This window comes from Bacteroides sp. OF04-15BH, from assembly GCF_003477995.1.
Taxonomy (GTDB): Bacteria; Bacteroidota; Bacteroidia; order Bacteroidales; family Bacteroidaceae; genus Paraprevotella.
Map to the genome: position 1 here is coordinate 1 of NZ_QUEM01000048.1, position 14,666 is coordinate 14,666.

Sequence of the window (14,666 nt, forward strand, 5' to 3'; positions counted from 1 at the left end):
TATACTAATTTTCAGGCGGTTTTTTAATTCCGCCAACAGGTATATAATTAAAGTTTCTTCAGGTTCAGCGCAAGAGCCGACGACGGACCTTGCCTAAAAGGGAGCGGATCAGTTTTAAAAGGCGCTTCGCCACAGACACGCGGGTCAGCTCCTCACAGGCGGAGATCACTCCCTGATGCGCCAACAGTTCAAAAAAACGGGAACGGCGGGCAGCAGATGCCTTGGGAGAATGTTCCAAGGCGGGGTTGTATTGCACAACCTCCTGGTAGGTACTAGAATTAAGTTGCAGGGGAATCTGTTGTAAAGCGCGGGCTCCCGAAGGAGTATGCACCAGAATACAACTCACCCCTCCATCGTCATCCAGCTCGGGATGAACATGCTCAATGCCCCAGAAATCGCCCATCGTGAGATCGGCGCCACTGCTGCATGATTTCGCAGCACAGGCATAACAGCTAGGACGAAGAAACAAATCGGCCAAAAAGCCGCGCATATAAGGATCTTCATAAAAATATCGGCTGACAGAGGCATGGTCGTAACGGAAAGTCACACGATAGCTGTGCCAGCCATGCTCTTTATCACGGAAAGAAACGCCCCGCAAAGATGTATCGCCCGAAGACGGACGAACCGCCTGCAAATAACGGCGCCACACAAGCGGACTGGGCACTCCGTGACAAATAAAATCGAGAGTAAGCAAGCCTTCATAGTCTTTGCGCAAAAAACGGCGCAAACCGGATATCTGACAAGGAGTACCGGTAAAAAGTACCCGACGACCCTGCTTCAGAAAGGTCTCGGCCTGAGAATAGGCGGACCCGATGCGGCTCTGCACGTACTTGGAACCGCGAAAGGCGGCCAGACCTTCGAGAGTCTCTGTGTAAGCATGCTCCACCGACCAGTCGGAAGCAAAACGGGCTCCGAAAACCACACCGCCGGATGCAAGCACGGAAGCGGCCAGGGCCGTGAAGCTGCCTCCGGACGAACTGGCCTCACGAATCTGCTTATCGGGATGCAGGGCAGCATAACAGGCTTGCGGAGCATGGGAGGTGCCGGGATGAAGCACCGGACAAACCTTCTCGCAAAGTCCGCAATCAATGCAACGGGAAACATCTACCTTCGGATAAAGAAAACCTTCGGTATCTTCCTCCAGAAGAATGCATTGACGGGGACAACGCTGCACACAGGCAGCACAACCGCAACACTGACTTTTATGCTGTATCAGAATCATCTTCTCAAAAATAATGTCTGTACCTTATTCCGGACAAAGATCCGTTCACTCTTGCTCAGTGCCAGAAGATAGCCAAACAGAAGGGTGGAAACACCACTCAACAGGACCACCAGCACCAAAGAAAGGAAACTGTTGTCGGAATACCAGCTGTAACAGGCGGGAAGAATCACACCCACCAGACTGAAAGCAAACAGAGGCAACAGCACCTGACGCAAATAGGCTCCAACAGACAGGCGAATCAGAGGACGAACCACCAACAGACGCGCCACAAAGGCTATCAAAGCCACGCACAAATGAACAATAAATACGGAATAAGGCTGGCCCCCGAGCTTCAACACCACATAGGATATGGGCAGAATACTCAAAAGAATGGAGCCGACCAGAGTCTGATATTTCTTAACCTTTCCGGTAGCTGCGGCAGCGGTCATAAAAGGATTGGCCACTGCATCGACAATCGTCACACAGAGTATCAGACGTAAAAATATGGCGGAATAAGGAGGTACCTCCTTGAGCCATAAGGCCAGAATATAGTCCACCTTCAGAAATACGGGCAACGACACCACAAACAACAGCAGATAGGTGAACTTGGAGCTCCGGAAAATGAGAGAATGCATATAGTCCCACTGACCGGAGGCATAGGATTTGGTGATCTGCGGATTCAGAGCCACCTGAAAATTGGAGGAGAACTGAAACACAGCTCCCTGCACCTGCACCGCCACGGTTCGGGCTGCATTGACCACCGGACCGAAAAACATGTTGAGCAGAAGATTCAGTCCATGAGTAAAGGCCATGGCAGCACAGTTGCCCCAGAAATTCCAACCGGAAAAACCGACCATCTCACGGAAGAGCTGCCTGTCGGGCTCCCAGTGGTAAGCGCTCTCGGGAAAATGTTTCTTGCAGTAGAAACTATAGATGAAGCGCACGGTGAGCTGCACCAGCAGCACCAGAGCGGCATAATAAATCAAACGATCCCACGAACTGAACAGTAGCAGATAAACGATGAGCAGCTTGGCCACAACCTCGAAAATGGAGATGTAAGCAAAAGCGGACATCCTTTCGTGGGCAATAATCACCGCATTATAGGGCACACTCAAAATCATCACCAGAGTGGCCAGCACAGAGAACTGATACACCCAGAAAGCGGCCGTAAGACGGGCGGCTGGAATGACCATCTTGGCGTAAAAGAACCAAAGACCGACGGTCTCGGCCAGCAGAAGCACCAGAACGGCCAGCAACAGATGAATATTGACACTCATGCTGAACACCTTGCGTAAACGGACCTGATCGCCACGACCCAACTCGTAGGTAAGAAAACGCTGGGTGCCGGTGGCCATGGCGCTGTTGATGAAGGTGAACATGGATACAATGCCGCCCACCACTCCGTAGATACCGAAATCGGACACACCCAATGTGGAAAGAACCACACGCGAGGTGTAAAGACTCACCAGCATCAGAAGCAACATCCGCACATAAAGCAGAATGGTGTTCTTGGCTATTCGTTTATTGCTTAACTGCGTATCTGTCATTCAAAATAATAGATGATATCAAGCGGTTCGGGCATGAATGCGCCGGTTCAAAAGATAATGGAACAAGCACCAGACAACCAAATCGGATATCACAACCCATGTGGCAGACATAAACCGAACCAATAATATATTCAACAGTATAAATCCTAAAGAAAGCAAAACCAGCAGATACATGGAACACAACGGACTGAAACCCGCACGCATCATCTTGTGATGGACATGGTTACGGTCGGGAAGAAACATGCTCTTGCCGGCACGGGCACGAACCAGCATGACCCGCACAATATCGAAACAGGGCACCACAAATGCCGCCAAACCAATCAGGGCCTGACCGGATGCCCAAGGATCGAACTGGGAATAGCGATGCATGTAGATAAGCAGACCGTAGGCCAACACATAACCAAGGCTGAGACTGCCCCCATCGCCCATAAAAAGCTTGAAATTTCGCCGACGGCGACGATAAACATTATAATACCAGAAGGGCAGCAGGATACCTAACATGGATGAAAACAGAAGCAAATTCAACAAATGGAATTTCAAACTGCTGAACACCACAAAAAGCGCCAGGGCCAGAATGCCCAAACCTGAAGCCAAACCGTCAATGCCGTCAATAAGATTCACGGCATTGGTGATATAAACCACAAAAAGCAACGTAAGCGGAAGGCTCAGCCAATAGGGAATATCGGTAATTCCGAAAAGACCTCCCAGAGAATTTATACCCACACCGGCCAGCCAAAGCATCAGGGCTCCCAGTATCTGAACCACAAACTTGCGTTTATATCCCAAACCGACCAGATCGTCGAGCAAACCCATCATATACACCAGAATCAGACCGGCCGCAAAAAAGGTGATGCATGACAAGGAATCGGTATATGTGCTCAAATAGGTGTCCGGCTCCAACTTGATAATCACAGCTCCCATAAGGGATACACTGAAAAAAAGCACGGGAACAAAGCAGAAACCACCCAAACGGGAAGACGGGGTGCGATGCTGCTTGCGGGCCTCGGGTTTATCAAACAGTTTTTTCCGATAAGACACCAACAGAATCTGTGGTAAAGACAACATTGTCAACAAAAAAGACAGTACAAATATGAGGATGGCATAAATCATAATATTCAAACTCTTTTTAATACTGCTACTCCGAAATATCTGACCTTTCAGAACGGCTTCGCCGCAGTCACTCCCAGTATACCGGAATTGACTAAACGACATTTTGACAATGGTAAACACCACCAAAAGCGTCACAAAAATAAGGGTTATATTCCGAAATAACAACAAAAATCATATATTTTTTTAAGAAGACAGGCCTAAAGACATCATTTAACTTTACGTTTTTCAAAAATATTACTCTGAATTATAACAGTCATAAACAATTGGATTTTCATTATAACTACGTGCTATATAAGGGGGACGGTGCTTGCTCTCATTAAAAATGCGCCCAAGATATTCGCCGATAATCCCTAAGGAAATCAGCTGTACTCCCCCCTAGAAAAAGTATGACAATAATCAAAGTGGGAAAACCCTGGATGGGATCGCCCCAGACTAGGGTCTTGACAAAGAAATAGAGCATATAGAAAAAGGTGAACAGGGCTACAGTAAAACCCAGCATCGCCGACCAGCGCAACGGAGCGGTGGTGAAAGAAGTAATGCCCTCTACTGCCAACTCAAACAGGGCCCGATAACTCCAATGACTGCTGCCCGCACAACGGGACTCGCGCACAAAGGGCACTTCTTTCTTGCGGAACCCAATCCAACAGAAAAGACCCTTGGTGTAGCGTTCACTCTCACGCAAACGGCGGAGCACCTGGATGCAACGACGGTCGAGCAAACGGAAATCGCCCACATTGGGCAGCATATCGAAACGGGAGGTGCGCTGCAAAAGGGCATAAAACAAGAGGGAAAGACGGCGACGCAGCCAACTCTCCTCTCCCCGCTCCATCCGACGGCCGTAAACATCGTCGTAGCCTTCCTCCCAATAGGACAGCATCCGAGAAACAACATCGGGGGGATCCTGAAGATCGGCATCCATCAGAATCATGCAGTCACCCCGTACATAGTCGAATCCGGCCAGCATGGCGCGTTCCTTTCCGAAATTCCGGCTCAAATCGAGAATATTTACCCGCGGGTCGGAAGCACGGTACGCACGAAGCAGATCCAAAGTGCCGTCCGTGGAACCGTCGTTCACAAAAAGCACTTCCCACGAATAGGCGGGATGAGAGTCCATCAGGCGACATAAGGCGGGATACAGGGCCGGAAGACTGCTCTCCTCATTATAGGCAGGAATCATGATCGAGACTTTTTTCATGGGTATTTTTTACAAAAATAGCCTTTTCAGGTGTATCCAACAAAGATTAGCATAATAATTTCGGATTTTATCGTATCTTTGACGCAATTTAAAATCTTACGCTTATGATTTGTTGGAATAAGTTATGGAAAACAGGTTTTCTGGCTGTCTGCTGCCTGCTGGGCAGTTGTCAGGAAAATGAAGTGGTACCGGGAGGCACGGAAGGCAACGGAAAAAGAACGGTGCTTATATATATGAACGCGCGTAACTCGCTTTACGGAAATGTGAAGGCGGACTCGCTGGAACTGGTAAAAGGAGCCAAAAACATGAGCGCCGACGACCGGCTGCTGCTGTATGTGTGCAAGGACTCGCTGTCGTATCTGTACCGCATCAGTGCAGGAGGCACCAAACTGCTGCTGCAATGCGGACCCACACAGAATGCTTCGAACCCGAAACAGCTGGAGATGCTGCTGAAATGGACCGGAGAACAGTTTCCGTCGCAGTCGTACGGCCTGGTGCTGTGGTCGCACTCGGACGGATGGCTGCCTTCGACTAACGTGAGCCGCGCCACCTCACGGGGCTTCGGCATTGATGTGGGCGCCGACGGAAACCCGTGGTCGGACCGCACATCGGACGGCAATCTGGGGGTCCAGATGAATATCACGGATCTGGCCGAAGCAGTGGCCAACAGCGGCATACGCCCGAAATTCATCTTCTTCGACTCGTGCCTGATGCAGGGAGTAGAGGCTGCGTATGACCTGAGAAACGTGACGGACTGGGTGATCGCCTCACCGGCACAGATTCCGGGAGTGGGCGCACAATATACGGATATGATGAATGAGGCGTTCTTCCAGGACCCGCTGAACCCGCAGGCGTTTACCGAGGGCTATGTGAAACAGGCTTCGACTTACAGTGAATATGGCGACATGGGCGTGGTGCTCAGCGCCGTGAAAACAGAGAAACTGGAGAATCTGGCTGCCGTGACCAAAACCATGATCCAGAAATATGCGGGCAGCAGCGAACCGGACATGAACGGAGTGCTGGCGTATGACCGCTATCAATGGCAGTATTTCTACCGCCCGGAGTATTATGACCTGAAACAGGTGATGCTGCATCTGATTACCGAAGAGGCGGACCGGCAGACCTGGACGGCAGCGCTGGAGGCGTGTGTGCTGTATCCGGCAGCTACTCCTTATGTGAATTTCTGGAGCAACTATCCGAGCGACCGGCTGGTGCTGACTCCGGGCGAGTTCTCGGCCATCTCGACGTTCGTACCGCAACAGCGCTATACAACCAACGCCGAAGCGTGTATCTACGGGGATCTGAATCAGGCATTTGCCAATACGGAATGGGCCAAGGCCAGCGGATGGACAGAGAACGCTTATCTGAAAAGTCTGACAACAAATGAAGAAAAATAGCGTTTCGGTTTGCAGATTTAAAAATTTTGATTACCTTTGCAGCCGTTAACGCAAAACATTTGCGAAACAAGTGTCTACGGGAATAGCTCAGTTGGTAGAGCACCGGTCTCCAAAACCGGGTGTCGGGAGTTCGAGCCTCTCTTCCCGTGCTTACAAAAAGAGCTGCAAGTCAATGACTTGCAGCTCTTTTTGTGTTTATCCATGCCCAGAACAGACTGAAGAGGATGGTGAGCGCCAGCACAATGGGAAAAAGCAGCTGGGAAGGATGATGAAAGCCGGTGGCGGTGCAGAAATGACGCCAGAAATTCATCATCAGGATGTGATACAGATAGATATTCAGGGAACAATAGCGGCCGAGGTAGCTCCAGAAGGTTCCGCGGAAAGCTGCGGGACGGGAAAGACAAAGCACAAAGAAAAGCAGGGCACCGTAGATGGTGCTGATCATGCAGTCGCCATAGCTGAGGTGTCCCCAGGCTTTGAGCAATACATACTCTGCCGCTGCCAGCAGAACAAACAGTACGACGGGAAGCACGCCCCTGCTCCACCGTACAAGTGTAGCCTCGGAACGGCGCACCCAGGCTCCCAGAAGCAGAAAAGGAAAGGCCATGGTGAAAAAATTGCGGTAGACATACAGGGGGAGTTTTTCAAAAGGAAAGTAACAGCCGAGCAGCAGGGTTACCGCAAAAAACAGGGGAAGCAGACGGATGCAGGCATCCGTAAGCCGGAAGCGCACGCAGAGCCAGAGCAAAAGAAGGGCCTGCATATAGGCGGTGAGATACCACAGGACGCCGTTGTAGGGATTGGCCAGAAGCAGCATGGGCCAGAAATCGCGGGGAAAGAAGAGGCGCATATAGCTGACGGTGCGGTGGTGCTCGTGGGCAAAGAGCCAGCTGTTGGCATAGTTATAGGCCAGATAAACCAGGGTGGACAGCACCGTGATGCCAAGGATATGCCACAGGGTGCGCCGCAACTTCGCACCGGAAGGAGCGCCGTGGGCAAAAAGGAAATAGCCGGAAATCATGTAAAAGAGGGGAACCGCCAGACGGGTGAGCGGGATGAAATAGGTTTTGCCATAGAAATCGGTATGAATCAGCACCACCGCTATGGCGCAAAAGGCCTTCAACGCGTAAAGGGAATGGATTTCTTTTTTTTCGGTCTGCATGTTCTGGATAAAGAGGGATGGGTCCATACGAGAAAAGTGCCCCCAGAAACTGGAGGCACCAGATACCGGACGGACCGGATGTGTAAAATCAATAGTTTTCTTTCTTCACTTCGAAGTAAGCCTGCGGATGCTGGCAAGCCGGGCATACCTGAGGAGCGTTCTTGCCCTTCACGGTGTAACCGCAGTTGCGGCACTGCCATACCACTTCTTCGTCCTTCTCAAATACTTTCATGTTCTCGATGTTGTTCACAAATGCCTGGTAACGCTCTTCGTGTCCCTTCTCTGCTACAGAGATCATGCGGTACATGGCAGCGATAGCCGGGAAACCTTCTTCGTCGGCAATCTCGGCGAACTTCGGATAGTCGAGGCTCCACTCTTCGTGCTCACCGGCAGCAGCAGCCTTCAGGTTCTCCAGGGTTGTGCCGATAACACCAGCAGGGAATGAAGCCTGAATCTCGACCATTCCACCCTCGAGCCATTTGAACATACGCTTGGCGTGCTCCTTCTCCTGATCGGCTGTCTCAGTGAAGATAGCGGCAATCTGCTCATATCCTTCTTTCTTCGCTACGCTGGCAAAATAGGTGTAACGCATACGGGCCTGTGATTCGCCGGCAAATGAAGTCATCAAATTTTTCTCAGTACGGGTTCCTTTTAAACTCTTTTCCATAATCTATATCCTTTTATTAGTTTTATATTATTACTTATCTTCTCAATTTGTCTTTCTGTTTTCCTTTTGACACTGCAAAGATAGTAATTTATTTCCAAAGTTGTAATAATTACAAATTATTTTTGAGTTAATAAAGCTTAATGGCCAAAAAGCTTTCTATGGAAAGTTATGCCCCAAAGATACGTAATTATTTGATAACTCAAAGTTTTTGAGGATCTTTTCGAAAAAAAAGGAGTGCCTTAAAGCACTCCTTTACTTGAGGGTAATTCATAATGATAAATATCGCGGTGCACCGCCATCTTGATACTGCGGGCCAGTGCCTTGAAGATGCCTTCAATCTTGTGGTGTTCATTGTCGCCACGGGCCTGGATGTGCAGATTCATCAGGGCGGCATCGCTCAGGCTCTTGAAGAAATGGAAAAACATTTCGGTTGGCATGCCGCCAATGTATTCGCGATGGAACTCGGCATCCCAAACCAGCCAGGGGCGGCCTCCGAAATCGAGCACCACCTGACAGAGGCAGTCGTCCATAGGCAGGGCAAAGCCGTAGCGCTCAATGCCGCGCTTGTCGCCGAGAGCCTGACGCAGACATTCTCCCAAAGCCAGAGCGGTGTCTTCGATGGTATGGTGCTCGTCTACCTGCAGATCGCCGCGTACCTGAATATCCAGATCAAGCTGTCCGTGGCGGGCTATCTGCTCGAGCATGTGATCGAAGAAACCGATGCCGGTATCAATATGGCAACTGCCATGACCGTCGAGATTGATGCGCACCCGGATATCGGTCTCGGAAGTGGTGCGGGTTACCTCGGCAATGCGCTCACCGGCAAAAAGCAGTTCGGCAATCTGATCCCAGCTGTCGACGTAGGTGATGGCCGGATTCCGGAAAGAATGCTCGTCGGGCTTTTTCAGAATCAGGGCCTTGCAACCGAGATTCAGCGCCAGCTGGGCATCGGTCTCACGATCGCCGATGACATAGCTGCCGGCCAGATCGTAGCTGCCGTCCATATACTTCGTGAGCATACCGGTGCCGGGCTTGCGGGTGGGCTGATTTTCTTCGGGGAAAGTGCAGTCGATACGGGTGTCGTCGAAGGTGATGCCTTCGCTGGCCAGAACGCCCAGCATCAGAGTGTGGGCCGGCCAGAATGTTTCGTGAGGAAAGGAATCGGTGCCCAGACCGTCCTGATTGCTGACCATGACAAACTCAAAGTCCAACTGGCGGCGAATGTGTCCCAGATTGCGGAGCACTCCCGGCACGAAGCTCAGCTTCTCATAGGCATCAATCTGAAAATCCTCCGGCTCGCGAATCAGGGTACCGTCACGGTCAATAAAAAGAACTCTCTTCTTGCTCATAAATATATCGTTTAAGGATGATACTGGCGTAAAGCAGCCAGCAGGGTGTTGTTTTCTTCTTTAGTACCGATGGTCACACGCAGACAGTCCTGACAAAGCTCCACACGGCTGCGGTTGCGCACAATGATGCCGCGCTGCACCAGATAATGATAGATGCGGTCGGCCTGATCTACACGGGCCAGGAAGAAATTGGCATCGCTGGGATAGACATAACGGCACAAAGGCAGTTCGGCAAAGGCACGCATCATCTGGGTGCGCTCTTCTTTCAGGGTGGAAATCCACTTCTCGATCTCAAAACGGTGGTCGAGCTGGCTCATGGCCTGATCCTGAGTGAGCTGATTGATGTTATAAGGGTACTTCACCTTGTTGAACAGGGCAATAATCTCGGGCGAAGCGTAGGCCATACCCAAACGGATGGCTGCCGAAGCCCAGGCCTTGGAGAAGGTGTTCAGCACAATGAGGTTGGGATAACGGGACAAGTCCAGACGGAAAGGACGCTGCTCGGAAAAGTCGGAATAGGCTTCGTCGATAACCACAATGCCGGGAAAACGCTCCAGAAGGCTTTCCATCTCCGGACGGGAAAGATCGTTGCCGCAGGGGTTATTGGGCGAGCAAAGGAAAATCACTTTGGTATGCTCGTCGCAGGCGGCCAGCAGATCGTCGGCACGGAAACGGAAATATTCGTCGAGCGGCACCTTGCGGTAGGCTACATTGTTGATGTCGGCGCAGACCTCATACATTCCGTAGGTTGGCGAAATGGCCACGACATTGTCCTGACCCGGTTCGCAGAACACACGAAACACCAGATCAATGGCTTCGTCGCTGCCATTACCCAGGAAGATAGAAGATGCCGGTACCTCCTTGATGCGCGACAGAGTCTGCTTGAGGGGCTGCTGCAACGGGTCGGGATAACGGTTGTATGGAGCATTATAGGGGTTTTCGTTAGCATCGAGAAAAACGGTGGCCTCTACTCCTTTATATTCATCGCGCGCGGAACTGTAGGGTTTCAGGCGCCAGATATTGGGACGGACAAGTTGTTCCAGATTCTTCATAAGGCTTTTACTTTTAAGATTTCAGACTGTTCAAACGAAGGGTCATGGCATTCTTGTGGGCATCGAGATGCTCGTTGGCTGCCATGACTTCGACGGTGCGGCCAATGCGGCGCACTCCTTCGGGAGTAAGTTCCTGGAAGGTAATCTTGCGGTGGTAACTGTCGAGATTCACACCGCTATAGGCTGTGGCATAGCCGTTGGTAGGCAGGGTGTGGTTGGTGCCGGAAGCATAATCGCCCGCACTCTCGGGAGTGTAGGAACCCAGAAAGACACTGCCGGCATTGACAACGCCCTGAGCCAGCTCCAGATAGTCGGCTGTCTCGATAATCAGATGCTCGGGGGCATAGCGGTTGGTCAGCGCCAAGGCCTCGGCACGGTCGCGCACCAGAATAATCTTGCTGCTTTCGAGGGCACGGCTGGCAATCTCCTGACGCGGCAGCTGGGCAAGCTGACGCTCGACCTCGGCCACAACCTGAGGAATCAGCGTCTCGGAAGTGGTGACCAGCAATACCTGACTGTCCACTCCATGCTCGGCCTGAGAGAGCAGATCGGCAGCCACGAAGTCGGCACGGGAGGTTTCGTCGGCCAGCACTTCCACCTCGGAAGGACCGGCCGGCATGTCGATTGCCACATCATGAAGCGACACTTGCTGCTTGGCAGCTGTGACATACTGGTTGCCGGGACCGAAAATCTTATAGACCTTGGGCACCGATTCCGTTCCGTAGGCCATGGCACCGATAGCCTGCACACCGCCGGCCTTGAAAATTTTGCTCACACCGGCTACACGGGCCGCATAAAGAATGGCCGGATGAATCTTGCCTTCGCGGTTGGGTGGAGTGCAGAGCACGATCTCACCGCAACCGGCAATGCGGGCCGGAGTGGCCAGCATCAGTACCGTGGAAAAGAGCGGAGCAGTACCGCCGGGAATATAAAGGCCCACTTTCTCAATGGGAACATACTTCTGCCAGCAGGTGACTCCCTCGGTAACGGTTACCGGACGGCTCTCAAAACGCTGCGCCGCATGGAACTTCTCGATATTGGCATGTGCCTGACGCAGGGCCTCCTTCAGTTCCTCGGATACCAATGTCTCGGCCTCGGCCCACTCGGCCTCACTGACCGACAGACTGTCCAGACGGACATGGTCGAAACGCTCTTCAAAATCTTTGACCGCCTCATCGCCGCGTGTGCGTACCTCCTGCAGAACGGTGCGTACCGTGTCGTTCAACGTGGCCACATCGAGGGCCGGACGACGAAGCAACTCTTCCCACTGTGCGGGTTCGGGATAACGGATGATCTTCATGATGCTTATGTATTTTTTAGTTTCTTACCTTATATATTATAGAGAGATGGGCCATTAGAGAATCATCTTCTCGACCGGAAGCACCAGAATGCCCTGAGCACCGAGCTCCTTCAGACGGGTGATGATGTGCCAGAAGCATTTTTCATCGAGCACGGTGTGCACACTGCTCCAGCCTTCCTGAGCCAACGGCATCACGGTAGGGCTCTTGGCGCCCGGCAACACGGCTACCACATCGGCCACCTTGTCGGTAGGCACGTTCATCAGCACATATTTCTTGTCCTCGGCACTCTTCACGGCCTCGATGCGGAAAAGCAGTTCGTCGAGAATGGCGCGCTTCTCTTCCGACAGTCCCTTGTGACCAATCAACAGGGCCTCGCTCTGCATCACCACTTCCACTTCCTTCAGGTTATTGCTGACCAGAGTGGAACCGGAGCTGACAATATCAAAAATGGCATCGGCCAGTCCGATACCCGGGGCAATCTCCACCGAACCGGTGATGACATGGATGTCGGCCTCTACCCCATTCTGCTTCAGATAATTCTTCAGGATACCGGGATAAGAGGTGGCAATCTTCTTACCAGCAAACCAGCTCAAGCCCGGATAGTCTACAGCCTTGGGGATGGCCAGAGACAGACGGCACTTGCTGAAGCCTAAAGGACGGACAATATCGGCATCCTCAGCACGCTCGGCAAACTCATTATGACCCACGATACCGACATCGGCAACACCGGTGGCTACAGACTGCGGGATATCGTCATCGCGCAGGTAAAGTACCTCGACCGGGAAATTGGAGGACTGTACCAACAGGGTACGTTTACTGGAACTTACTTTGATTCCGGCCTCGCTCAGGAGTGCCATGGTGTCTTCGAAAAGACGACCCTTTGACTGTACGGCAATTCTCAACATAATATTTCGTTTTAAATTTACAAATATACTTTTGAAAATACAAAAAAAAGGCTTGCGGTTACCCGGCAAGCCTCTCAATATCCTGATCTGAACTATATACATAGCCTCATCGCCTACCGAGTTTCTACACGTTAGGATGATGATGGTGGAATGTAACGTTCAATTGATTCATTTCTATTGCTTTTTTATTCTTCCGCGACAAAGATAATGATTGCTGCGCATTTTTCAAATGAATTGAGAGATTTTTTCAGTACAATCAGCAACAAACAATACAATCTATATCAGTATAAAAGAAATTCCTTATAATCTTCCAAATGATCATAGGCAATAGAAATCATCCGATCACTAAACAAATTCTTCTTTCTTTCTGTCCACTCCCTTATTTTCTGAATGGTCTCTTTTTTATCAATACCTGGATTTTCTTTCCGGATAAAATCAACAGAAGCCAAGACCTCCAAGGCTAAAGCTGACTGAAAACCATCTATTAATTTTATCAGATGAGACAATCGTTTTCTTTGCTCACTGATCAAATGATTCCGAACATAATCGCTGACTTCTTTCATGGTGTCATAAACCAAAGTAATCTCTTCAAAAGGTTTGACGTCCATCTGTTCCACTCCTAAAATATATTTTCCACTCATAACATGTACCAAATGCCCTACTTGTACAGAATAGGGACCATAATAATGAGCTTGAAATTTCAGATTCTTATAAGAGGATTCCCCCAACCTCTGAAAAAAATAAACCAGTTTATTGGCCACAAACAGACTAGCTTTCTCACCTGTTGCATCATAGTAAAATAAAGCATAAAGCAATAAAGCCCGTGCCGGAGTCAAAGAAGCAGACTTATTCTTCTGCTCTTTCTTTAAAATCTCCTTTACATCAGCATTAGGTTCATAAACAAAAATTTCAACATTACCAGAAACAGGGTGTAAATAAAGCTCAATAAGTTCCTTCACACGCTCCCAATTTAATCCTCCATTACCACAACCCAATGGAGGAAGAGCAATACTCTTAATCTGATAATGCATAATAATTTGAACCAGATCTTTTAATCCTTCTTCTATATAAGTATATTGCGACTTTTTACGCCAATCAACTTTCGTCGGGAAATTAATAATCAAAACCTCCTCATCCATATACCGGTCTTTCACCACAAGAGACTTTCCCGGATAAATACGTTTTTCCTTACAAGCAAGTACATACGCATTAAAATTGTTCGGATATCGCTCCTTAAATTGTAAAGCAATACCCTTTCCCATCACACCAACAGTATTTACAGTATTTACAAGGGCTTCAGTGTGAGCAGAAAGCAAATTCCCTTTTATATATTTAATCATTCGTAATATAGCCTATTATTATTATCTACATATATAGGAATATTCAGGTTCAAACTTTCCAATATTAATTTAACATCTACCTTTCGTTCTTCATTTCTGACTCCCAGACAACCGATACAAGAAACAGGAAGAAAATCTTTCACCAAAAATTCAGCCTGCTTCTTCCGACACCGATCCATATCCTCAAAAGTATTATTCCAATGAAGAGCATTCACAGTGTCCCAATCAATTCTCGAAAGATAAACAAGTCATTATAAAACTCAGTAATTCTGGACTTTGCATGTCCGTCAGTAAAACACCATTCATTCGTAAAATCTATTATTTTTCCAATTTTACAACATATAAAAATAATATCTTCCTGAGGATAACTTCGTACTCCATTGCCTGTTTTAATCTTATATAAACCCGTTGGCGGAATTAATTTAGCGCATACTTAACCC

11 protein-coding genes, 1 tRNA gene and 2 pseudogenes are annotated in these 14,666 nt (G+C 49.6%); 2 read left to right on the plus strand and 12 right to left on the minus strand.

Annotated features, from left to right (window positions below):
- Positions 1 to 64: 64 nt before the first annotated feature.
- The 4 genes and pseudogenes from DXA74_RS14665 to DXA74_RS14680 all read right to left on the minus strand — a co-directional run bounded on the left by DXA74_RS14665 (position 65) and on the right by DXA74_RS14680 (position 5,053).
- Positions 65 to 1,222 carry a Coenzyme F420 hydrogenase/dehydrogenase, beta subunit C-terminal domain gene (locus tag DXA74_RS14665; protein ID WP_118528836.1) on the minus strand — a complete coding sequence of 386 codons (1,158 nt, stop codon included), beginning with the start codon at positions 1,220 to 1,222 and terminating at the stop codon, positions 65 to 67.
- Positions 1,219 to 2,748 carry a lipopolysaccharide biosynthesis protein gene (locus tag DXA74_RS14670; protein WP_118528838.1) on the minus strand — a complete coding sequence of 510 codons (1,530 nt, stop codon included), beginning with the start codon at positions 2,746 to 2,748 and terminating at the stop codon, positions 1,219 to 1,221. Before DXA74_RS14670 ends, DXA74_RS14665 begins: the two co-directional genes overlap by 4 nt.
- A gap of 18 nt (positions 2,749 to 2,766) precedes the next feature.
- The gene (locus DXA74_RS14675; protein ID WP_233550575.1) at positions 2,767 to 3,858 is read right to left on the minus strand and encodes an MraY family glycosyltransferase; all 1,092 of its coding nucleotides are present in this window, start codon (positions 3,856 to 3,858) and stop codon (positions 2,767 to 2,769) included.
- Positions 3,859 to 4,092: 234 nt separating this feature from the next.
- A pseudogene (locus DXA74_RS14680) lies at positions 4,093 to 5,053 on the minus strand (glycosyltransferase).
- A gap of 104 nt (positions 5,054 to 5,157) precedes the next feature.
- Here DXA74_RS14680 and DXA74_RS14685 point away from each other — a divergent pair.
- On the plus strand, positions 5,158 to 6,450 hold the full coding sequence (locus DXA74_RS14685; protein WP_118528842.1) for a clostripain-related cysteine peptidase: 1,293 nt from the start codon (positions 5,158 to 5,160) through the stop codon (positions 6,448 to 6,450).
- A 76-nt stretch (positions 6,451 to 6,526) separates the two neighbouring features.
- Positions 6,527 to 6,599 (plus strand) — tRNA-Trp (locus tag DXA74_RS14690).
- Between the two features lie 20 nt (positions 6,600 to 6,619).
- Here DXA74_RS14690 and DXA74_RS14695 read toward each other — a convergent pair.
- From DXA74_RS14695 to DXA74_RS16945, 8 genes and pseudogenes are all read right to left on the minus strand, one after another.
- Positions 6,620 to 7,612 (minus strand): acyltransferase family protein, encoded by a 993-nt coding sequence (locus DXA74_RS14695; RefSeq protein WP_158576092.1) that lies wholly within the window; start codon positions 7,610 to 7,612, stop codon positions 6,620 to 6,622.
- An 88-nt stretch (positions 7,613 to 7,700) separates the two neighbouring features.
- On the minus strand, positions 7,701 to 8,279 hold the full coding sequence (gene rbr / locus DXA74_RS14700; RefSeq protein WP_118528846.1) for a rubrerythrin: 579 nt from the start codon (positions 8,277 to 8,279) through the stop codon (positions 7,701 to 7,703).
- A gap of 239 nt (positions 8,280 to 8,518) precedes the next feature.
- On the minus strand, positions 8,519 to 9,628 hold the full coding sequence (gene hisB, locus DXA74_RS14705; protein ID WP_118528848.1) for a bifunctional histidinol-phosphatase/imidazoleglycerol-phosphate dehydratase HisB: 1,110 nt from the start codon (positions 9,626 to 9,628) through the stop codon (positions 8,519 to 8,521).
- 11 nt (positions 9,629 to 9,639) lie between these two features.
- The gene (gene hisC / locus DXA74_RS14710; RefSeq protein WP_118528850.1) at positions 9,640 to 10,680 is read right to left on the minus strand and encodes a histidinol-phosphate transaminase; all 1,041 of its coding nucleotides are present in this window, start codon (positions 10,678 to 10,680) and stop codon (positions 9,640 to 9,642) included.
- A gap of 13 nt (positions 10,681 to 10,693) precedes the next feature.
- Positions 10,694 to 11,980, minus strand: a complete 1,287-nt coding sequence (hisD, locus tag DXA74_RS14715) for a histidinol dehydrogenase (RefSeq protein WP_118528852.1) — start codon at positions 11,978 to 11,980, stop codon at positions 10,694 to 10,696.
- A 54-nt stretch (positions 11,981 to 12,034) separates the two neighbouring features.
- Complete coding sequence (gene hisG / locus DXA74_RS14720; RefSeq protein ID WP_118528854.1) at positions 12,035 to 12,886, minus strand: ATP phosphoribosyltransferase; 852 nt, start codon at positions 12,884 to 12,886, stop codon at positions 12,035 to 12,037.
- 281 nt (positions 12,887 to 13,167) lie between these two features.
- Positions 13,168 to 14,226, minus strand: a complete 1,059-nt coding sequence (locus DXA74_RS14725) for a macro domain-containing protein (RefSeq protein WP_199666197.1) — start codon at positions 14,224 to 14,226, stop codon at positions 13,168 to 13,170.
- Positions 14,223 to 14,644, minus strand: a pseudogene (locus DXA74_RS16945) (DUF4433 domain-containing protein). Before DXA74_RS16945 ends, DXA74_RS14725 begins: the two are co-directional and overlap by 4 nt.
- Between the last annotated feature and the right edge of the window lie 22 nt (positions 14,645 to 14,666).